This window comes from Streptomyces sp. Wb2n-11, assembly GCF_001049855.1.
Lineage (GTDB): Bacteria > Actinomycetota > Actinomycetes > Streptomycetales > Streptomycetaceae > Streptomyces > Streptomyces altiplanensis.
Genome location: NZ_CVPB01000001.1, coordinates 1,610,633 through 1,631,572, shown reverse-complemented (window position 1 = coordinate 1,631,572; position 20,940 = coordinate 1,610,633). Strand labels below are relative to the sequence as shown.

The window sequence follows — 20,940 nt, the reverse complement described above, 5'->3', positions numbered from 1 at the left end:
GAGCGCGAAGAGATGATCGAGACCAAGAGGCCTCCGCAGAACATCCGCCGGGAGATCATCGGCCTGCCGGTCGAGGGAACCGAACTCGCCCTGCACCTCTGGCGTCCCAGAGGCGAGGTAAAGGGCGCGGTCTTCTACTTCCACGGCCTGCAGTCGCACGCGGGCTGGCTGTGGGAGGTGGGGCCGCAGTTCGCCGACAACGACATCGCCTTCTTCGTCCTGGACCGGCGCGGCAGCGGCATCAGCGGCGGCCCCCGGCACGAACTGCCCTCCGTCCGGACCGTCCTCGACGACTACGCCACGGCCGTCGAGCACGTCCGCGGCATGATCGGCGACGAGGCGCCGCTGTCGCTGTTCGGGCACTGCCTGGGCGGATCCTTCATGGCCGCGCTGCTCCACGATCCCGGCTTCACCACCCGCTACGACGCGACCGTCTTCTGCTCGGCCTGGCTCGGCAAGCTCCACGCCACCCTCGACGAGGAGCAGCGGCGGGCGCTCGCCGCCGACACCAGCGAGGAGCCCTGGGACGCGGGACTGATGGCTCGGGACTTCACCGACGAGGCGCGCCACCGGCACTTCATCGACAACGACGACCTGGCCGTGCGCCAGTTGACCCGGCGCTCCCGCGCGGTCCTGCTGGAGCTGGAACGCATGTACATGCAGCCGCGGCACACTCCGCCCTCAGTTCCCGCGGCGTTCGTCTCCGGAATCACCGACCCGATCGTCGACCTGGACGACGCGCAGCGGACCTTCCTGCGGATGACCGACAGCGACGGCGCCCTCATCCGGTTCGCCACCGACAAGCACTACCTCTTCTACACGGACGTGCGGGCCCGCCTGGTCGACTGGGCGTCCGCCTTCACCCTGCTCCAAGGGCTGGACCGCAATGTCTGAACCGGCCACGGCCGAGCTGTACCGGGTCGAGCTGCCCATGGCGGTCGGCTTCGACCATCCCGCCCGCAAACGCTCCGCCTCCGACAGCCTCGTCCTGCGCCTGGAGGTCGACGGTCTGTCCGGCATCGGCGAGTGTGCTCCCCGGTGGTACGTCACGGGGGAGACCAGCGACCTCGTCGCCGACGCCCTGCGCGCACTTCCCTTGGAGGCCGTCGCCGCGAGCGTGCGCGGCGACGACCCGGCCGGGCTCCTGGCCCGGCTGTTGCGCGAGGGCGCGGCGGCCCTCTACGCCCTGCCGGGCGGCAACAACCTGCACTGTCTCGTGGAGACCGCGCTGCTCGACCTCCTCGGCAAGCAGCTGGGCCTGCCGGGCACGGGGCTGGTCGCCGGCCCCGGCGGGCCGGACGCCACGGCCGCCGGGGCGGCCTCGGCCCTGCCGGTCTCCCAGGTGCTCGACCTCAGCCTCGGCGTGGAGGAGTTCCTCGACACCCGCGGCCCGTTCCACTTCGTCAAGATCAAGGCCTCGAACGACATCGCACGCGACGTCCGTACGGTCGCGGCGATCCGGGCACGCCTCTGCGAACGGGTCTCGGTCATGGTGGACGCCAACATGAGCTGGACCCCCGATGAAGCCGTCGGCCACGCCCGGGCGCTCCGGGAGGCAGGAGCCACGCTCATCGAGGAGCCCCTCGCCAAGGGGGCCTGGGAGCAGTTGGCCCGCCTCCGGGCGGAAGGTGGGCTGCCGATCATGCTGGATGAATCGGTCTGCACCCCGGACGACGCCCGCGCGGCCGTCGCCCACGACGCCTGCGACGCCTTCAACATCCGCGTCGCCAAGAACGGCGGCCCAGTCGCCGCCGCCCGGCTCGCCGGGTTCGCCCGCGAGCACGGCCTCGGCTTCCAGATAGGCGTGCAGGTCGCCGAAGTGGGCCCGCTCATCACCGCGGGGCGGGCCCTGGCCTTCCGTAACCCCGACGCCCTGACCGTCGAGGGCGGCCAGTCCGACCGCTTCTTCCCCGACATGATCGTCTCACCGCGGCCGACCGTGGACCGGGACACCAACACCGTCCCGGGCGTCCCCGGCCACGGCTTCGGGCTCGAACTCAACCACCGCGCCGCCCCCTGGGCCGAGACACGCCGCACCGAGGGGGACCCGGCCTGGCGCCCGGTGGACCCGGCCGCCACCCGTACACCACGCAGCGAGGACCACACATGACGACGCCCGCTCCCACCTACTTCTCCGACCTGGTCGTGGAATTCCTGCACCAGCAGGACGTCGACACGGTCGTCTTCAACCCCGGCGCCTCCTTCCGCGGGGTCCACGACTCGCTGGTCCACGCCGACAACGCGGCCATCGCCCCGCAGATCGTGATGGCCTGCCACGAGGAGATAGCGGTGGCCATCGCCCACGGTTACCACAAGGCCAGCGGCCGCCACATGGGCGTCCTCGTCCACGCCAACGTCGGCCTGCTGCACGCCTCGATGGCCGTCTTCAACGCCTGGTGCGACCGGGTCCCGCTGTTCGTCCTGGGCGGTAACGGCCCCGTCGACGCGGGCAAGCGGCGGCCGTGGATCGACTGGATCCACACCTCCCAGAACATCGAGTCCGTCGTCAAGGACTACGTGAAGTGGTGCGACCAGCCCATCGGCCAGCGCGCCACGGTCGAGTCCCTCACCCGCGCCTTCAAACTGATGAACACCCCCATGCACGCCCCGGTGTTCGTCGCCCTCGACTTCGACACGCAGGAGCAGCCTCTGGAGGAAGGTGTACGCCTCTACCCCGCGACCGCGACCGAGCCGACCCGGCTTCCCCCGCTCGACCAGGAGACGGCGGAAGACCTCGCCGGGCGGCTGCTCGCGGCCCGCACGCCGGTCCTCGTCGTGGACTTCTCCGGCCGCGACCCCGGGACCGTGGCCCCCCTCGTGGCGCTCGCCGAAGCGCTCGGCCTGGCCGTCGTCGACCGCGGCAACCGCCTCAACTTCCCCTCCACTCACCCCCTCAACATCAGTAACACCGGCACCGACGTGGTCGCCGACGCCGACCTCGTCATCGCCCTGGAAGTGCAGGACCTCGTCGGAGCGCTCGGCTCCTTCCTCCTCCTGACCGACCAGGGACTGCCCGCCAACGGCGCCGACGTCGTTACCATCGGCTTCAACGACCTGCTCACCAGCAAGTGGGCCGCCGACTACCAGCAGTTCGTGCCGGTCACCCGCTCCGTCGCCGCCGACACCAGGGCCTCCCTCGACGCCCTGCGCGCCGTAGCCGAGGACCCGGCGGGCCCCTTCGCCGCCCCCGACTTCACCGAGCGCCGCGACCGGCGCGCCGCGGCCCTCGCCGACGCCCACACACGGGCCCGCGCCGACTGGAGGCGCCAGGCCGAGGAGTCCAAGCAGCGCGAGCACATCCACGTGGCCGGCGCTGTCGACGAGATCCACCGGGCGGTCCGGGACGAGGAGTGGGTCCTCACCAACACCGGCAGCCTGACCATCGACGGCTGGGTCAAGAAGCTGTGGCCCCTGGAGCGCCCCGGTAGCTACCTCGGCCTCAACGGCGGCGGCGGCCTCGGCTACGGCCTGGGCGCCTCCGTCGGCGCCGCGCTCGCCCACCGCGACACCGACACCCTGTGCATCGACCTCCAGTCGGACGGCGACTTCCTCTACACGCCCAGCGCCCTGTGGACGCTGGCCGCGCAGCAGGCGCCGTTGCTCGTCGTCGTCATGAACAACCGCCTCTACCTCAATTCCACGCAGCACGCCGAGCGCATCGCAGGCAACCGCGACCGCGACATCGACCGCGCGCACATCGCCACCAGCTTCTACGACAACCCCGTCGACTTCGTGACCATGGCCCGGTCGTACGGGATCCACGCGCTGCCCCGCGTCGAGAAGATCGGCGACATCGCCCCCACCGTCGGTGAGGCGGTCCGGCACCTGAAGGCCCACCGGGGACCGGTCCTCGTCGAGATCCTCATGGACTGACCCTCCGGCCACGTCTCCCGTACCCCCGCGACCCTGCCTCTCACCGCCCCGACACCCCAAGGAGTTCGCACCGTGACGGTGCTCTTCGAATGCATCCATGACCAGGCCCGCCACATAGGGCTGGGCATCCCAGACGCCGACGCTCCGCTGCGCCTGCACCGCCTGCGCGAGGAGGACGACCTCGCCGCACTGCTCGCCGGTGCCGCCGGCGAGGAGGAGCGGGTCGCCGCGCTCACCGCCCTCCTGGCCGACCGGCCCGCCGTCGAAGTGGCCGCGGAGGCCCGCCACCTGCTGCGTACCCGTCCGCCCCTGCTGCCCGCCCACATCGGTGACGCCCTGGTCAGCGGCTTCATGATGACCCACAACGTCAAAATCGACGCCGACACGCAGAGCCAGCCCAACTGGTTCGTCAAGGGCCTCGGCGACATCCTTCGGATGCCGGGGGAGCCGCTCTCGGTCCCCCCCGACGCCGTCGCCGTGTGCGAGGAGGCCGAGGTCGTCCTCGTGTACGTGGGCGACGCGCAGGGCGTACCGCGCTACGCGGGCCACACCTTCGGCAACGACCTCACCGACATCGGCCGCTTCAAGCAACACGCAGGTCACCTCTCGTACGCCAAGCTCTGCGACGCGGGCATCGCCCCCTGGCTCCACCTGGGCCCCCCGCCGCGCACGGTGACCGGCGAGGTCGTGATCGAGCGCGCCGGCAGCCCGGCGTGGAAGGGATCCTTCACCACCGGCAGCGACGCCATCCACTACGACGTGGCGGCCATGATGGACGGCCTGTTCGCCCACCGCTCCCTGCACCGGCCGGGCCGGGTGCACTACGTGTACATCGGCGCCGACCGCAGCAGCTTCCACGGCGGTTTCCGCACCGCCGACGGCGACCGGGTCACCATCGACGTGGCCAGCCACGGGGTCCGGTTCGAGCACCCGCTGGCCTGGGCCGGGCCCGCCGCCGGCCGCGGCGGGCAGGAGGGGTGGGGGCGGTGAGCACGGCGGGTGCGCCGCGCCGGCTCAGCGACGTCGAGGCGGCGTTCGCGTACAGCCACGCCCTGATGGCCGGCACCACGCAGGTCACCACCCGACTGTCCCTGCGGGGGGCAGTGCCGGACGCCGCCCTGGAGCGGGCGGTGCTCCGCTGGGAACAGGACGTACCCCTGCTCCGGCTGCGGATCGAGGAGCGGCCCGACGGGCTGTGGTTCCGGGAGGCACCTGGCGGGCAGGCGGGCCGGCTGCGCTGCGGGCCGCTCCCCGGGGCCCGGACCCCCGACGACGTCCTGCGGGCGGAGCTGAACGAGATCCTGCCCACCGGGGGGCCGTTGTGGCGGATGCGCGCCGTCCGGGCGGCGGGGGAGACCCACCTGTTCTTCACCCGCAACCACGCCATCTCGGACGGGCATTCGACGGGAGCGGTCCTGCGGGCGCTGCTCGACCACCTGCCCGACCACCCCGGCTCCGACTCCGGCCACCCCGATTCCGACCCCGACCGGGGCCGTGCTTCGGACCCGTGTCCGGCACCCGCCGGTGCCGGGCCCTTCGAGGACGTGCACCGCCTTCCGCCCGACGTGGACGGGCTGGAGTACCGGCCGCCGTTCGCGCCCGCCCCCGCAGCCCCACCGAAGGCGGCCGACCCGGCGCCCGTACCGTTCGACGCGGCCGCCCCATGGGCCGACCGCGCGGCCGACTTCACCGCGTTGGAGCTGTCCGCACGGCAGACCGCAGAGCTGAGGACCTGGTGCCGGGCCGAGGGGGTGACGGTCAATCAGTTCCTGGGTGCCGCCTTCGCCGAGTCCTGGACCCGGATCGCGGGCCGCGCGGACATCCGGCTGCTGACCGCGATCTCCCTAAGGGGCCGCTACCCGGGCCCGCTGCCGGACGTCGGTTGCTTCATCAGCGTGGTCGGCGTCCCGGTGGCGCCGCACGCCGACGGCACCGCCGAGACCGCCCGGCGGTACGGTGCGGAGCTGCGGGACGCGGACGCGCGGTGGCGGCCGCCGCGGCGCGGGCACGCCGAGATCCGCCGGGCCGTAGCCCGGACCGCGGACGCCGCCGAGGCCCCCGGGATCTGCATCACCAACATCGGTGTCGCCGATCCGGCCTTCGGCGTGCACGCGGGCCGCGTCACCGGGTTCCGTACGGTCGTCAACCGGACCGGCGCCAACTACGGACTGGTCCTGCACGCCGCGACCTTCGCCGGGGCACTCTCCCTCGCCCTGGCCCACGGGACCCCGGCCACGGGCTCCGCGACGGCGCGGGCGGTGGCCCGGGACCTGCACGCGCTCCTGCTGCGGCCGGGCGCCCCGCTCGGCGTCAGTCCGCCCGCAGAGCCAGTTCCAGCAGGCCGGGGAAGCGCGCGTCGAACTCCGGCCGCCGCAGCCGATTGAGGCGTCTGGGCCCGGCATCGCGCTGCTCCAAGAGCCCGGCGTCTCGCAGCACCGCGAAGTGCCTGCTCAGGGTGGCCTTGGTCACCGGCACATCGAAGCTCCCGCAGGAACGCTCCCAGTCGCCGGCTCCAGCGAGTTCCCGTACGAGCGTTCGCCGGACCGGGTCGGCGAGCGCGAGCAGGGCCGCCCCCAGCGGCACATCGGCCGGATCGGTGTGGACCGGCGGGAGCCGGTGGCCCGGCCCCGCCCCGGGGGGTGCGTCCGCTGCCGCCATGGCGGGTTCTCCGTCCGTCGGGGTGGCCGGATTGCGCCGGTCACCGATTGCAGAGTGTTCGACGATGTGCGTACACTCCCCGAGTGTTCGTCTCGTAACGAACATTCTACGGGGTCGCCCGTTCCCGCGCCGCCCGTCCGGCGGGTCCGCAGCGCGCCCCGTCCTTCTCGCCCCATCCCTCCTCTTGGCCCCCCACGGAAGGACGAGCACGTGACTCGCCATGAAATCCCCGCCGCAACCCGGCCCGGCCCCACCCTCTTCGCCGCCTGCCTGGGCTTCGTGGTCGTCATCCTCGACGTCAGCGTCGTCAACGTCGCCACCCAGGCCCTCACCGCCGACTTCGGCGGCAGCCTCTCCGGCCTGGAATGGGTCATCAACGGCTACACCCTCACCTTCGCCGCCTTCCTCCTCACCGCAGGCGCCCTCGGCGACCGCTTCGACCCCCGGCGCATCTTCGTCGCGGGTTTCGCGCTCTTCGCCGTGAGCTCCCTGGCCTGCGGAGCCGCCCCCACGCTCGTCACCCTGATCGCGGCCCGCATTCTCCAGGGAGTCGGCGCCGCCCTGATCGTGCCGTCCTCGCTCTCCCTGGTGAACACCAACTACCCCGACCCCGCCCGGCGCACCCGCGCCGTCAGCCTCTGGGCCGCCGCCGGCGGCCTCGCACTCGCCCTCGGACCCGTCGTCGGTGGAGTCCTGGTCGACTCCCTCGGCTGGCGCTCGATCTTCTACGTCAACATCCCCATCGCCGCCGTCGGCATCCTGCTCACCCAGCGCTACGCCCAGGCCACCCCGCCCCGCGACCGCTCGCGCCGCCGCTCGCTCGACCTGCCCGGCCAGCTGCTCGCCATCGCCGGCCTCGGCGCGCTGACCGCCGCCATCGTCGAGGCCAACGCCCGGGGCTGGGGCTCTGCCCTCGTCATCTCCTGCCTGGCCGTGTTCGCCGCCGCCCTGACCGGCTTCCTTACCGTCGAACGCCGCAGCGCCGACCCGATGCTGCCCCTGCACCTCTTCGGCCGTCGGGCGTTCAGCGCCACCTCGCTCATCGGGGTCCTGCTGAACTTCGCCTTCTACGGCCTCATCTTCGTCTTCAGCCTCTTCTTTCAGCAGGTGTGGGACTACTCGCCCCTTACCGCCGGACTCGCGTTCCTGCCCATGACCGGCGCCATCATGGCGGCCAACCTGGCCTGCGGCCCGCTGGTCAAGCGGTACGGCGCACGCGGCGTGCTGCTCACCGGCAACCTCCTCGCCGCCGTCGGCTACCTGACGGTCGTCCCGGCCGTCGGATCCGGCTCGTACCCGGCAGTGATCGTCCAGTTCCTCGTCGCGGGATTCGGCATCGGCCTCGTCGTCCCCGCCATGACCAACGCGATGCTCGGCGCGGCGGACCAGGCCAACGCCGGCATCGCCTCCGGCGTGCTCAATGCCTCCCGCCAGCTGGGCGGCCTCATCGGCGTCGCCGTCATGGGCCTCCTCGTGGGCCAGGCCACCTCCGGGCATTTCCTGACCGGGCTGCGAGCCGCCCTCCTCTCCGCCGTCGTCGCGCTGGCCGTCGCCGCCGTGCTGAGCGCCACCGGGATCCGCAGGGCCCAGGCCCCCGCGCCCGCCGCCCGGACCGCGGCCACCGCCGGTCGCTGAACTCCGCCACCGCCGGCCGCTGTCCCCGGCACCGCCGGCCGCTGACCCCGCCACCCGACCCGAAAGGCCCGCCGTGCCGCACCTCGTCCTGGAGTACTCGGGCAACGTCCGCGACTCCTTCGACCCCACCGCCGTCCTCGCCGAAGTCCACACCGCCCTCACCACCGCCGGGGGCTTCCGCCCCCAGGACTTCAAGAGCCGGGCCGTCCGCCTGGACACCTACGCCGTCGGTGACGGCAGCCGCGAGCAGTCCTTCGCCAACCTCGACGTACGGACCTTCGCCGGCAAGTCCCCCGAGACCAAGGCCGCCCTCGCCGAAGCAGCGCTCGCCGTCCTCACCCGGGCTTTCGCCCAAACCATGAGCGAGACCAGCTGCGACGTCTCCGTCCAGGTCACCGAACTGGACCGCGCCTCCTACGCCAGGGCCCGCTCAGAGCACGCCTGACGTCCCCCACCCACTCGACCCCACCCGACCTGCACCCCACCAGGAGACGAAACCATGACCAGCTACGAGGGCCGGCGCGCCCTGATCGTCGGCGGCACCTCCGGCGTCGGCCTCGCCACCGCCCGCGCGTTCGCCGAGCGCGGCGCCGAGACCGTCATCGCCTCCCGCTCGCCCCACAAGCTCCAGGCCGCCCTCGCCGAACTCGCCCCACTCGCGGGAAAGTCCACCGCTCAGGCCCTCGACATCCGTTCCGACACCGAGGTCGAGGAGTTCGCCGAGGCCGCCGGCGCCTTCGACCACGTCGTCGTGTCCGCCGCCGAAACCCCCATGGGACGCGTCGACGCGCTCCCGCTGGCCGACGCGTACGCGGCCATGGACAGCAAGTTCTGGGGCGCCTACCGCATCGCGCGCTCGGTCACGATCGACCCCGAGGGCTCTTTGACCCTGGTCGCGGGCTACTTCTCGCAGCGCCCCGGCAAGGCCTCCGCCCTGCAGAGCGCGGTCAACGCCGCCATGGAGGCCCTCGTCCGCGGCCTGGCCCTGGAGTACGCCCCGCTCCGCGTCAACGCCGTGTCACCTGGACTGCTGCGCACCCCTCTGTGGGACGGCCTCACCGCCGAGGCGCGCGACGCCATGTACGAGGCGGCGGCCGGCCGCCTCCCCGTCGGCCGCGTCGGTACCCCGGCCGACGCCGCGGCCGCCGTCCTCTTCCTCGCCGACAATCCGTACACCACGGGCTCGACGGTCTACGTCGACGGCGGCGGCACCATCGCCTGACGCCGACGTCCTGACCTTGGGCGGACCGGACGCCCGGTCCCGCCCAAGGTCAGGACGCCGGGCGGTGCCGTGGAGCGCGGGCGTCGACGTGGACACCCCGCCCTGCCCGCTGCGAACGGGGCGACGCCCATTCGACGCTCCAGGTGCCCGAAAGTGTGCTCGGAGCGACCGCATACCTACGCTGGCCTGTGACTATGCCGGCTCCCGCTACACGTGACGTCTTTTCGATGACCGCGCACGTGGAATGCGTGGCGATTCTCGAGCCTGCTGGCAAGGGGTCCTGACCTGCGCTTTTGTTGTTCGGGTGGGGTCGCTCGACCTGTTTCCCTCCGGGTAGCGGTTCGAGCGGGCGGATCGATCTCTGTAACTCGCTGACCTGCTGATTCGTGAGCGAGGTGCTTGCATCGGCGACGCTTTGAGAGCGTCGTTCGGGGATCCTTGACGCTCGGATGACGCGCGCAGCGGAAGTCTCTGCTGCACCTCCTCATCAGGTGCCTTGGGCCTCACGTTTTCAGGGGGACGCGGCTCGAACGCCAGCCATGATACCGGTCAGGTATCATGGCTGTATGGCGATGACACTCCGGCTCCCCGATGACCTTGACGCGAAGCTCACCGAGCGGGCTCGTCGGGAGGGCCGCAGCAAGCAGGAACTTGCCATTGAGGCCATCCGTGACGCGCAGAACCGGGCCGAGCTGAAGGTCGATGACGCTCTGGCCGAGCTGATGGACAGCGATGCGGAGATTCTGGACTACCTGAAGTGACGAACGTGCGCTACCTCCAGATCGACGAGATCCTGGCCATCGTTCGCACGGTCAACGGTACCGAGCACAGCGTGCGTGACATGGGTCTTCTGGTGTCAGCGATCGAGAGGCCCAGGACGAACGTGTTCGGTGCCGAGTTGTATCCCACGTTGCACGAGAAGGCTGCGGCGCTGCTGCACTCCGTTGCCCGCAACCATGCGCTGATCGACGGCAACAAGCGCACCGCCTGGCTCGCCATGCGTGTCTTCCTGCGGTTCAACGGCGTCAGCGCGAGTACCGTCCCGCCACACGTCTCCATTGCCGGCCCGTTCGTCGAGGACGTCGCGCAGGACAACATCGATGTACCGGTCATTGCCAAGCGCCTGGCGGCCTGGTTCCCCGTTTCCTGACGTTCGACGACGCAGGGCAGGACACGCGCATGCCCTGCCCACGAGCTGTCGAACGCCACCCCCCATATGGCCGCATTGGCTGGTTCGGGAGTAACGGGCTGTGCCAAGGGCTTCGACGCCCCGCACTGGGTCCTCTGCCACGGCGTCACTTACCCGGCTCCGTCGCGATCGACGCCTCCTGGGCCAACGGGGCGACGAGGGATACTTGGGGCGACGCACACCTCCTGCCGGTTCCCGCCCCGTCGCTCGACGCAATGCCGACGATGACGACGACCTCGCCGGATGGGTTCCGGGGTGCCGTGACCATCGGGCGTCGCGTAGCTCTACACGGCTGCCTCGGGGCGGCCAACTCGCGTTGCCACGGCACCAGTATCATCCGAGCTGGGCAGGAACAGGCTGACCGAGTCCAGGAACGCGCGGTGCCCTCGCTGCGCCGGCGCTACTGGCGATCCGTACGATCGACGTGATCCACGTGGAAGGTCAGCCCAGTAACGGTGCCCGACTGGACGACGGGGCCGTGCTGGACTCCCCCGCTGATGCGGTTGTCCACCGTGCGCCGGCTGTCTGCCGCGGACGCCGAGAGTTGTAGTAACGAGGTCAGCAGAGCACGCAGGGCCTCACCGCTGCCGTCGTCGGCTTCCGCGAGTCGGCGCAGACGGTCACCGTATCGTCGGCTGACCTCGCGGGCGGTCCGTTCACGTTCCGTGGCGTCGACGGCGAGGAGCCGGGTCCTAGTGTCCTGCAGGTCGTCGAACGTGTCGGGGCCCGCGCCTGTGCGGGCCAGGTACCGCCCGACGAGTTCCCGGGCGTGTGTCCAGGAGTCGGTGACCATGAGAGAGACCAGTGTGGTGGCGCCCGACGCCACGAGTACGGCCAGTTCGCTGTCCATGCGTCTTCTCCTAGGCGAGGGGGGAGCCGGAGGCACGTGCCTCGTCGTCGTCCGGAGCGAGGGACGCCGGCGGATCGAAGTGGTGCTGGATCTCCTCGGCGGTCTCGTGGCGGTTTTGCTCCTTGATGAGGCCGGCGATCTGTGCCGCGAGCATCGGGCGGCGTACATCTCCGTCGGTGAAACCGATACTGTCGAGGAAGTCGGAGAGACGCATCGTGGCTGTCTCCCGTCCCTGCGGCGCTGAGGGTGGCTTCGTCTCGGGAACGTCCGACGTCGTCGGCTCGCCGGCCTGCTGAGAGATCAGATCCTGAAGCCGTTCGGGAATGTCGGCGTCATTGGCCGCCGAGGTCAGCTGAGCGAGCAGGGTTAGGTCTTTCACCGTACGTTCCACGTGCTCGTCGTTCCTGGCGAGCCACCAGACCACTGCGCTGCCGGTGTCCTTGAGGACGTCTTCGCCCAAGTACCGGCGCCTGCTCTGCTCGTACTTGCGCTGGTGCACCCAGACCGCCTCGTCCTTGCGTACGTCGGCGAGCTTGTCGAGGCGTTCCTGGTCCTGCTGCACCAGGACGAGCTGGATACTCTCCGCCATCGCCTGGAGGTGCCCGGTGGACTCGGGAACCATCCGGCTGAGGGCGCCGGACAGTTCCTGCTCGACGAGTGAGGCCCGGACCGGTTCTCGTTGCTCGGTGATGGCGCGAGCCCGCTTCAGGATCGCGTCGACGGCGAGGCCCGCCGGGTTGAGCACGGGGGCACTCGCGGGAGCGTCGACGAGGTACCAGCGCACTGTCGCGGAGAAGACAAAGTCGTAGTCGGCCCACTTGCTGGGCAGCACTACCTGGCTGACGCGGTGTTCCGTGCGTTCCACGGGGGCGGCCGTGAGTTGCTCCTCGAAAGCCACCGGTACCGTGCCACGGCGCATCGCGGCGACCCGGAAGGCGGCCGCGGGGACGACGAGCAGCAGCACTGCCAGCAGTGGCCAAATCCATGCGGGCCACCGCTGCGTCAGACCGACGATGCTCAGCAGGAGACCGCTCAGAACGGTGAGGAAGACGGTTGTGGTTTTCCGTGCGGTGCTCATGGTCGAGTCCCCCTGGGTGAGGTCGTCGGCGGTGTGGCCGGAGCGATGCCTTGAGCCGCGCTGATCTTGTGGAGCAGCAGACCGGTGGTCTCCGCGGCCCGCGCCGCATCCCCCGGACCGATGCGCTCGGCGTCGCGGGCGCACGCGTACAGCAGAGCGAAGACCTTGCCCCGCTTCTCCGTGCAGCGCTGTGCCGCGCTGACGAGGAGGTCGAGCAGGAGCCCGCCGTGCGGCCCGGTGCCGGCGGCCGCCCAGTGGAGCCAGCGTCGTGCTTCGGCCTGCCACTGCGGAGGCGGCAGCTCGGTCAGTACGGCGTGCCAGCAGGTTGTCAGGGAGCGCTGCGCGCCCTGCTCGTCGACCAGCGCGTGCGAAGTCCGGAGGCGGAGCGTCAACAGTTCGGGGTCGCTGGCCTGGAGGAAGATCCCGAGATTGGCGGGTGAGAAGTCGGAACGGGCGAGACGGTCAAGCAGCACGCGGTGCAGCCTGCGGCTGCGCGCCACCAGATCGCACAGCGCCTGCCGGGCACGCGTCGTGCCGCGCTCACGCCGAGCCAGGTGGTGGAGCCTGACCAGGGCTTGATCGGGATGACTGGTCGCGAGGACGTCGGCACAGACGCGGACCAGCACCTGCGCGAGCTCGCCCTTGAGGCGCCGGTTGGCGCACCACTGGTAGATCTGCTCCCGGAAGTCCCTGGCGTGTACCGGGTCCGCCAGCCCGCGGGTGAGCGCATGAACGGCCGCTTCCAGACAAGGTCGGCTCGTCGCATCGGTGCTCCAGCGTTCGACGAGGGCCCCCAGTCCGTCCGCACGTCCGGTCCGCAGGTATTCACCGGCCACTCGTTCCACCAGGACGTCGCGTACGAGGGTGACGACGTGCGGGTCGTTCAGCTCCACCACACTCGCTACCCAGGTGCCGAGGTGGGGGCGGAGATCGGGCATGTGGTCCCAGAAATGGGCACGAACGGCGGAGTCGAAGTCCAGCTTCTCGAATCGGACCTGTCCGTTGGGGGCGGCAGTGGCCGATATTTCGAGAAGTCGCTCGGCGAGATCTCGGTGCTGCAGCGGCGAGTCGCCTTCCGATGGAGGCCCGAGGGTGCTCAGCAGTTGCTCGGTTGCGCGGTGAACGACATCGGCATGTGCCCCATGCAGCATGGACACGGCGATCAGCAGGGCTCGTTGCTGCGCCGCCCGCAGCTTGGTGACGAGCGCGGCGGCTTCCCGCCGGCCGTCGTTCCGCGCCCGCCCGGCCGCTTCGCACCATTGGCCGAATCCGTCCCCGGGCTGACCGGCCTCGCGCGCCCGGCGCACCAGGTCGGCGAATTCCGCGATCTCCCGCATCGGCCTGTTCGCCGTCAGGAACCCGGTGACGGTGCCGTCCGGCCGGAGATATTGCTCAGGCGGCACACCGTGCAGGCGCAGATGCCGCCGGAGAACGCCGATACCGGGTGGCCGTTCGAGCACCACGCGGCAATACTGCAGGTCTGGGTCGAGAACGCCGCGGTGCGGCATGACCACGACTAGATGGGCCCGCTGCTCGTGCACGGCCTTGCGCAGCGCCGGGAGGTCGGCCTGGGCTGCGGCCCAGCGGCGGTCGTCCGCAGCGGACAGGTCCAGCAACAATTGATCACCAGTCCCGATCCGAGCGGGGTCCTGGAGGGAGAGCTCGTCCTCCTCACCAGGCAGGAGTTCGTGGAAGACACCACTGTCCCGGTGGTGTTCGTGCAGCAGTACGCGGGCCACAGCCGACCGGCCGCTGCCCGGGACACCGTCCAGGATGACGGTGCCGGAGTCGGCGAGTACGGCACGAGCCTCGCCCATGCACGGCGGAGCGACCAGTACGTAGCGCAGTCGGCGGAGTTGGTCGTCGGCGACTCGGCGGAAAGCCGGCTTGTCCGAGTCCTGTAGCTGCGTGCCGATGTAGACGTCGCCAGGCCCCGTGACCGTGACGCCTGAGTCCCGGACCCAGGTGCCGGTGTGCTGGTTCACCGGTCCTTGTCCTCGTGACCGTCCCGTTCACCGAACCGGTGCTGGATGGTGCCGTGGTGGTCACCCTCGAAGTACGTCATCCCGTCACCCGAGAAGTGACGGTCGCCCGAGACATGACGCGAATGCGAGTAGATGTTGCCGTTCCCGGTGTGGACAGGACCGTGGGCGCCCTTGACGACCGTGCCGACGTCACCGGTGAAGTCACGGCTCTGTACGGCTGTACCATTCACAGCCCTGATGGAATTGGTCACGCTGCCCGGCGCGGGCGTCCCCGCCTCGGTCCCGGACCGGTCGTCGAGGCCGGGAATCATGTCGGCCATCAGATCACCGATGCGCGCGACACACACGTCGGTGTCACCGGAGTCGAACGCGATGGACTGGAGATCGGCGAGCCGTCGCAACGCGGGCGGAAGATCGGCCTTGCTCAGCCGGCTGGTTTTGCGTCCGTCCAGAACTGGGACCACTGGGACCTCACACTCGAAAGCCTCCTCGATCTCCTTGCGCACCCAGTCCTCGGGATCCTCCAGCCGGGTACGGAAGTTCGTCCAGTCCGGTCCGATGACGGCCAGGAGTACGGAGCTGTGCCGTACCGCGGCCAGTAGCCGTTCGGGCCAGCTTTCACCGGGGACGATGGACTGTGACGCGTGAAACGCGTGTCCCGGGCCGAAGCGGTGCGACAGCCCTTGGCGGAGCAGGGCCGCGGTCTTCTCCCCGTCCCCGGTGCGGTAGTTGATGAAGATGTCGCTCATGACGGTGACTCCTCAAGAGGGGTGGTCGGGCGTGACAAGGTGCCGAGCCGCGGTGCCAGTCGGCGTACCGGTGGGTGGTCCGGGTAGCGGCCCAACACCCGGACGAGCCGTCGGAGATCGGTCGTGACGGTCGCCGAGCGGACCGCCGTCACGCCGTCGAGCAGTGGCTCCGTCAGCGCGCAGGCGTGGTCGATCTCGCCGGCGGAGGCATAAGCGAGCGCGCGGCGTACGCCGTACCGCACCTGCGTACGCACCGCGTCGGGGCCGACCTGAGTGAGCTGCCGATCCAGTTCCTCGCCCGCCTCGCGCGGTCGCCCGAGATCGACGAGGCACCAGCCGGTGACCATGCCGACCGAATCTGGAAGATGCATAGAGCCGATCACCGGACCGTCGGCACCGTCGTTCCGGCGGGCGAGCAGAGTCCGAGCCCGGTCCAGGGCACGGAGACAGGCGCCGACATCACCGGCGAGGGCATGACCCTGCGCTTCGCGCTGTGCGGCGAGACCGCGGATCCGTGACGGCAGCACGCCGCTCTGCGCCCGGCGGGCCAGCGCGATCGTCTGCTCGGCGTCCTCGCGGTACAGCGTGACCAACGCCCTGCGGACCAGTGCATAACCGGCCAGTGCCTGATCACCGCCGGCGGCGGCCAGATCGACCGCACGCTGCGTCCACCACAGCGCCGCACGCTCGTCCCCAGTCTCCTGCACCAGCCAGCCCACGTACTCGGCGTACCGGGAACCGAGCGCCAGCAGGCGACGCCTGGTGCCGCTGTCGCTCTGCGCCGACAACTCCCGCAGCGTGTGTGTCTGCGTGATCAGAACGGGCAAGAGCAGGCCGGGTTCCACGGCCTGACCGAGTCTGCGGTAGTGCGTGAACAGTGAGCGTGAGGCTTCCAGCATGTCGGCGCCGGCGGCCGGGGGAACCGGACTCGATCCGTCCGACCTCCAGGTCATCAGCGAGGCGACACCGGCATTCATCACGTCACGCCGGCCCACGGGTCCGAAGGAGCTCGGGCCGTCCGGTGACAAGTGCATCATCCAGTTCTCCTCCTCGACCCGGCCTGGCGCCGATACGGCAGGTGAATCGACAGCGGTAGGGGTGCTCAGGGCGATCAGTGCCCCGTCGGCACCGAGTGCGGCGTCGCACAGCCGCGCGAGATCACGGCTGGGTGCCTTGATGCCCCGCTCGACCTTGCTGAGCTGCGCCTTGCTGTAGTGCACGAGACCGGACAAGTCCGTAAGGCTCAGTCCGTCTTCCAGACGCCGCCTCCTCAGTTCCTCGCCGAACGGGGTGGACGGATGTGGCACGGGAACCTCCCAGACCCGGTCGTCCAGGCTGAGGCGGTACTGCACGGAAAGAGTGCGGTACAAACTCCCGGACGGACAAGGCGATCGAAGCTGTTTCCCGTTTCCTTCTCCGACGGCGGGGCCCGGCAAGCCTCGTCAGCAAATTCCGATCACACTGCCCCTTTGACGGCGGTCCTCTCGTACGCACTGGGCGCATGGACGCGGCTCCACCGGCGTGAGGCTTCGTACGGGTGGAGGCGCTGCGCATTATGGGGAGGCATGACGCGCCAGAGTTCCGCTGCCGACCCGAGTAGGGCCGTGACGCTCATTTGACGCTCCGTCTGCCCGATGGCGGTCCTCGACTAAACGGAACCAGCTCTGACGCGTAAATAGCAGCAGGTCAGGGTGGGTGTGGGCAGGACTGGGTGCCCGCTGGCCGTTGAGGGCTGGCGGGTGTCCGGGTCTGCCGGTCAGGCTGCGGTCTCCCTTGGGTTGAGAGTGACGGTGTAGCCGAGCTGGTTGAGCTGGGTGATGGCCCGGCGGGTGGCGCGTTCGGGGTCGCGGCGGGTGAAGTAGTCGCCGCCGAGCTCTTGATAGGCGACGTTGTCGGTGAGCATGTGCCAGATCGCGGTGATGATCGAGTGTTCGACGGCGACGAGGGCCCGCAGGGGGCCGCGGCGGGCGGTGAGCCGTTTGTAGCGGGCGGCGAGGTAGGTGTCCTTGGTTCTTGACCGCGCCGAACGCGGCGAGGCCGAGGGCGCCTTTGAGGTAGGGGTTGCCGGGCCGGACCTTGGTGTTCTTGGTGCGGCCGGCGGACTCGTGGTGGCCGGGGCAGACTCCGGCCCAGGAAGCGAGGTGCTTGGCCGTCGCGAACCGGGTCATGTCCCCGCCGGTCTCCGCGATGATCACCTCGGCGACGTGCTGATTGATGCCAGGGACGGTGTCGAGCAGGTCGAGGGCGCCACGAAAGGGTGCCATCGCCTCCTCGATGCGCCCGGTGAGCTGGTCGATCATGACGGTGAGCTGGTCGTACTGGTCCAGGTGGAGGCGGGCCAGGAACGCGTGGTGCTCGCGGAAGCGTCCGGTCAGGGCCTCGGTGAGTTCGGGGATCTTGTTGCGGAGCTTGCGTTTGGCCAGGTCCGCGAGGACGTGCGGGTCGGCTTCGCCGCGGATGAGGGCTTCGAGCATGGCCCGGCCGGAGACGCCCATGATGTCGGCGGCGACCGCGGAGAGTTTGATGCCGGTGTCTTCCAGCAGCTTCTCCAGCCGCTGGACCACACGGCTCCGTTCGCGGGTGGCGGTGGTCCGGGCGCGAGTGAGGTCCCGTAGTTCACGGACCGGTTCGGGCGGCACGAAGGAGGGCCGGACCAGGCCGTGGGCGCCGAGTTGGGCCAGCCAGGCCGCGTCCGAGACGTCCGTCTTGCGGCCGGGCAGGTTCTTGACCTGCCGGGCGTTGACCAGGATCACGTTCAAGCCCTCGGCCAGCACGTAGTAGAAGGGCTTCCAGTAGTCCGACGTCGCCTCGATCACCACCAGCGTCACCCGTGCGGCGAGCAGATGGTCCCGCAGATCCAGGACCGCGTTGGTCGTCGATCCCCACGTCGTGGTCTCCGTTGTGAAAGACCCCCGCCGCTTCGTACTCGGGGTACGGACACAAGCCTTGGCGTCTTTCTTGCTGATGTCGAGGCCGGCGCAGCGTTCGTGCAGCACGTCCACGGCACTTGCTCCCTCCCTGGCTGACGGACCCGTCGTATGCCGTTCCGGGAGGGCCAGGGTGAATCAGGAATTCTGACGCACGTGCTTCGCAGCAACACTCCACGGTTCCCGTGGACGGCCCCCAGCACCACGCTGACCTGCGAGCTCAGGGGCATCACAGAGGCATCGGTTTCGGCCGGAACGAACCCCACCACGATCCCGAACCGAGACCAGCCCGCGTCAGGGCAGACAGAAGCACCTCCGGCGCGCGCCACGGGATTTACCACGCCCCCGGCGCGCACCGAAGGTGCGCTGGATCGCTGACCTGCTGTTTTGACGTCTGCGTCTAAGCCGACACCTTTCCGATGACCTCGCACGTGGAATGCGTGGCGATTCTTGAGCTCGCTGCAAAGAGGCTCTGACCTGCAGTTTTCCCGGATTGCTCAGGCGGAGGCGGGTGTACTCGACCTGTTTTCCAGAGCGCACGACGTGGAGTGCGCCGTTTGCCGGGCGAGCGCTTTGACCTGCACTTTCAGCCAGTGGCTTGGGAGTGGTGAGTGCTGCTCCTCTGGTCTTCACAGAGCCGGCCCGAGGCAGCCTCGACGCTCGTCTGACGCTCGTTCTGATGGGGTGCCAGGTGTGTATGGGGGCGGTCAAGGCCATTCGGCTTGTGTGTCTGCCCTCAGCCCGGGGGTGGCTTTCGCCCTGCACCTCTCTTTCCACTGCGGCGACAGGACGTAGGGATAGTTGGGGGTTCAGGGAATCCAGGAAGCACATCTGCGGCGCCGAGTTCCGTGAAGGGGAGGTACGGATCGTGACGGAGACCTGTGTCGCCTACCTCCGGGAGGTGCGCCGACTCCTCGGACCCGAGGACGACGACGGCGCCGTCCGGTTGCCCGCGCTGCCGCACCCCGGCGTCGAGACCGGGCTCGGCGTGCTGCGCCCGGCGCTCGCGCGCGCCGCCGGTCAGGCCGCGGACGCCGCGATCAGCTGGATGACCCCGCACGGCTACGTCCGGGACACCCTGCTGCCCGCCATGGCCAAGGGCGCCGCCGAGGCGGGCCGCCCCGTGCCCCGGGTGGTCACCGTCGTGCACGCCGCCGTCGACCGCCCGCACCGCAACCCGTACCGGCTCGCCTACACGGCGGCCCGCGCCCACCTCGCCGGACCCCACTACTGCGACATGCTCCGGCGCGCCGGGCTGCGCGTGCACCACAGTCGCCCGAACCTCGGCGCCCGCGCCCTCGTCGACGCCGGCGTCTTCCTGCACGGCGCAGCTCAGGAGATCGCAGCCGGACTGGCCGAATACGGCCGTGCGGGGGTGGACGAAGTTGTCGTCAACGTCGCGGGCGTGTATTCCGACCATGGCCGAGAGGACGCCGTACGAGACCTCCGGGACATCCTGACGGCGTGCCGCGAGGCGGAGAACTGACACACGACCGGGTGTGGCGACACGGGCGGACCGCAGGGGCCGCGCCCCGCCGCACGCAGGGAGGAGAGGCACCCCGGTGCCCGACGACATCGCCCGCTGGCTGACCGAGCACGCCCGCCCCCTGGACACGCTGACCCCGGGTGCGCCCACCGGCGACCTGGAACCGCTGGGGGCGAGGCTGGGCGGCGCCCGTATCGTCGGTCTCGGTGAATCCACCCACGGCACCGCCGAGTTCTTCCGGCTGAAGCACCGGATCGTGGAGTTCCTGGTACGCGAGAAGGGGTTCACCACCCTCGCCATGGAGGCCAGCGAATCCGCCGCCCGGGCCGTGGACGCATACGTCCGGCACGGCGTCGGCGACCCCGCCCGGCTCGTCGCCCGGCTCGGCTTCTGGACCTGGCGGACCCAGGAGATGGTCGACCTCGTCGAGTGGCTCCGCGCGCACAACCGCGACCTCCCCGAAAAACGCCACGTCCGCTTCGCCGGCATCGACCCGCAGCGCGGCGCCGACTCGGTCGAGGCCGTCACGGCCTTCCTGCGCGCGTGCGCGCCCGAACGGGAGGAGGACGCCCGCGCCCTGGAGGTCCTGGTGCACGCCCGCCCCGGCTCGCGCCCCGACCCCGGACAGGCGCTCCGGCACCGCGCCGAGGAGGTCGCCCGCCACCTCGCCGACCACGACGACGCCGACGACGACGTCGTCGAGCACGCCCGGATCCTGGTCCGCGCCGCCGACCTCGTGACCCGCTCGCTCGACCAGTCCGCGGGTGAGGAGAGCGCCTTCGCCGTCCGCGACCGTGCCATGGCCGACGCCGTGGCCCGCATCGTGGACGACGACCTGACGGCCCGGGTCATGGTCTGGGCGCACAACGGCCACCTCGCGAAGGGCACGTACGGGGACCGGGTCACCGCGCTCGGCAGCAGACTCCGTGAGCGTTACGGTGACCGCTACTACGCCCTGGCCCTGCTCTTCGGCAAGGGCTCCTTCCTCGCCCGCAGGGGCGACGACCTCCAGGCCCCTCCCGTACGGCACCGCATCGGCACCGGAATCCGGTCCGTCGAGGCACGGCTCGCCGACGCCCTGAAGGGCGACTACTACATCGATGTGCGCTGCACCGCCCCCTGGCTGCACGCGCCGCAGGCACAGCGCAGCTTCGGAGCCAACGTGCCGCGGTTCTCCTACCGCTTCCACACCGCGCCGCTCGTACCGGCGAAGGACTACGACGGCATCGCTTTCGTCGCCCGCTCGACCTGCTCCCACCCGCTGCCGCAGGCTGAGGAATGAGGGCGG

At 70.5% G+C, this 20,940-nt stretch carries 18 protein-coding genes and 2 pseudogenes; 13 read left to right on the top strand and 7 right to left on the bottom strand.

The features are described from left to right. Positions 1–12 precede the first annotated feature (12 nt). From BN1555_RS07210 to BN1555_RS07190, 5 genes are all read left to right on the top strand, one after another. Positions 13–894 (top strand): alpha/beta fold hydrolase, encoded by an 882-nt coding sequence (locus BN1555_RS07210; RefSeq protein ID WP_093798597.1) that lies wholly within the window; start codon positions 13–15, stop codon positions 892–894. Continuing rightward, the gene (locus BN1555_RS07205) at positions 887–2,110 is read left to right on the top strand and encodes an enolase C-terminal domain-like protein (RefSeq protein ID WP_093798596.1); all 1,224 of its coding nucleotides are present in this window, start codon (positions 887–889) and stop codon (positions 2,108–2,110) included. Before BN1555_RS07210 ends, BN1555_RS07205 begins: the two co-directional genes overlap by 8 nt. Further along, complete coding sequence (locus BN1555_RS07200) at positions 2,107–3,873, top strand: thiamine pyrophosphate-binding protein (protein WP_093798595.1); 1,767 nt, start codon at positions 2,107–2,109, stop codon at positions 3,871–3,873. The genes BN1555_RS07205 and BN1555_RS07200 overlap by 4 nt, the downstream gene beginning before the upstream one ends. 72 nt (positions 3,874–3,945) lie before the next feature. Next, the gene (locus tag BN1555_RS07195; protein WP_093798594.1) at positions 3,946–4,863 is read left to right on the top strand and encodes an FAH family protein; all 918 of its coding nucleotides are present in this window, start codon (positions 3,946–3,948) and stop codon (positions 4,861–4,863) included. Further along, complete coding sequence (locus tag BN1555_RS07190) at positions 4,860–6,257, top strand: phthiocerol/phthiodiolone dimycocerosyl transferase family protein (protein ID WP_141662820.1); 1,398 nt, start codon at positions 4,860–4,862, stop codon at positions 6,255–6,257. The genes BN1555_RS07195 and BN1555_RS07190 overlap by 4 nt, the downstream gene beginning before the upstream one ends. Here BN1555_RS07190 and BN1555_RS07185 read toward each other — a convergent pair. Further along, the gene (locus tag BN1555_RS07185) at positions 6,184–6,531 is read right to left on the bottom strand and encodes an ArsR/SmtB family transcription factor (RefSeq protein ID WP_093798592.1); all 348 of its coding nucleotides are present in this window, start codon (positions 6,529–6,531) and stop codon (positions 6,184–6,186) included. The two genes, BN1555_RS07190 and BN1555_RS07185, sit on opposite strands and share 74 nt — an antisense overlap. A 210-nt stretch (positions 6,532–6,741) precedes the next feature. On the opposite strand from BN1555_RS07185, the gene BN1555_RS07180 reads away from it, so the two are divergent. From BN1555_RS07180 to BN1555_RS40205, 6 genes and pseudogenes are all read left to right on the top strand, one after another. Further along, positions 6,742–8,166: an MFS transporter gene (locus BN1555_RS07180; RefSeq protein ID WP_218058180.1), complete on the top strand. Its 1,425-nt coding sequence runs from the start codon at positions 6,742–6,744 to the stop codon at positions 8,164–8,166. Between the two features lie 73 nt (positions 8,167–8,239). After that, a complete protein-coding gene (locus tag BN1555_RS07175) occupies positions 8,240–8,611 on the top strand; it encodes a 5-carboxymethyl-2-hydroxymuconate Delta-isomerase (RefSeq protein ID WP_176709980.1) in 372 nt (123 codons plus the stop codon). 54 nt (positions 8,612–8,665) lie between these two features. Then, positions 8,666–9,388: an SDR family oxidoreductase gene (locus BN1555_RS07170; protein ID WP_093798590.1), complete on the top strand. Its 723-nt coding sequence runs from the start codon at positions 8,666–8,668 to the stop codon at positions 9,386–9,388. Positions 9,389–9,954: 566 nt separating this feature from the next. Next, positions 9,955–10,149 carry a ribbon-helix-helix protein, CopG family gene (locus BN1555_RS07165; protein ID WP_093798589.1) on the top strand — a complete coding sequence of 65 codons (195 nt, stop codon included), beginning with the start codon at positions 9,955–9,957 and terminating at the stop codon, positions 10,147–10,149. Next, entirely contained in the window at positions 10,146–10,538 is a 393-nt protein-coding gene (locus tag BN1555_RS07160) for a type II toxin-antitoxin system death-on-curing family toxin (protein ID WP_093798588.1), read from the top strand. Before BN1555_RS07165 ends, BN1555_RS07160 begins: the two co-directional genes overlap by 4 nt. Positions 10,539–10,643: 105 nt before the next feature. Beyond that, positions 10,644–10,846: pseudogene (locus BN1555_RS40205) on the top strand (peptidase C39 family protein); the annotation flags it as partial. Between the two features lie 131 nt (positions 10,847–10,977). Here BN1555_RS40205 and BN1555_RS07150 read toward each other — a convergent pair. From BN1555_RS07150 to BN1555_RS07115, 6 genes and pseudogenes are all read right to left on the bottom strand, one after another. Further along, positions 10,978–11,427 (bottom strand): hypothetical protein, encoded by a 450-nt coding sequence (locus BN1555_RS07150; RefSeq protein ID WP_093798587.1) that lies wholly within the window; start codon positions 11,425–11,427, stop codon positions 10,978–10,980. Positions 11,428–11,437: 10 nt separating this feature from the next. Further along, positions 11,438–12,505 carry a hypothetical protein gene (locus BN1555_RS40200; RefSeq protein ID WP_255305921.1) on the bottom strand — a complete coding sequence of 356 codons (1,068 nt, stop codon included), beginning with the start codon at positions 12,503–12,505 and terminating at the stop codon, positions 11,438–11,440. Continuing rightward, a complete protein-coding gene (locus BN1555_RS07135; protein ID WP_141662819.1) occupies positions 12,502–14,490 on the bottom strand; it encodes a hypothetical protein in 1,989 nt (662 codons plus the stop codon). The genes BN1555_RS40200 and BN1555_RS07135 overlap by 4 nt, the downstream gene beginning before the upstream one ends. After that, on the bottom strand, positions 14,487–15,239 hold the full coding sequence (locus BN1555_RS07125; RefSeq protein WP_093798584.1) for a toll/interleukin-1 receptor domain-containing protein: 753 nt from the start codon (positions 15,237–15,239) through the stop codon (positions 14,487–14,489). Before BN1555_RS07125 ends, BN1555_RS07135 begins: the two co-directional genes overlap by 4 nt. Then, positions 15,236–16,546, bottom strand: coding sequence for a helix-turn-helix domain-containing protein (locus tag BN1555_RS07120; RefSeq protein ID WP_093803251.1), 1,311 nt, complete (start codon positions 16,544–16,546; stop codon positions 15,236–15,238). The genes BN1555_RS07125 and BN1555_RS07120 overlap by 4 nt, the downstream gene beginning before the upstream one ends. A gap of 449 nt (positions 16,547–16,995) precedes the next feature. Continuing rightward, positions 16,996–18,241, bottom strand: a pseudogene (locus BN1555_RS07115) (IS110 family transposase). 793 nt (positions 18,242–19,034) lie between these two features. Here BN1555_RS07115 and BN1555_RS07110 point away from each other — a divergent pair. Next, entirely contained in the window at positions 19,035–19,652 is a 618-nt protein-coding gene (locus tag BN1555_RS07110; RefSeq protein ID WP_255305920.1) for an LLM class flavin-dependent oxidoreductase, read from the top strand. A 76-nt stretch (positions 19,653–19,728) separates the two neighbouring features. Continuing rightward, a complete protein-coding gene (locus BN1555_RS07105) occupies positions 19,729–20,934 on the top strand; it encodes an erythromycin esterase family protein (protein WP_093798583.1) in 1,206 nt (401 codons plus the stop codon). The last annotated feature ends 6 nt before the right edge of the window (positions 20,935–20,940 follow it).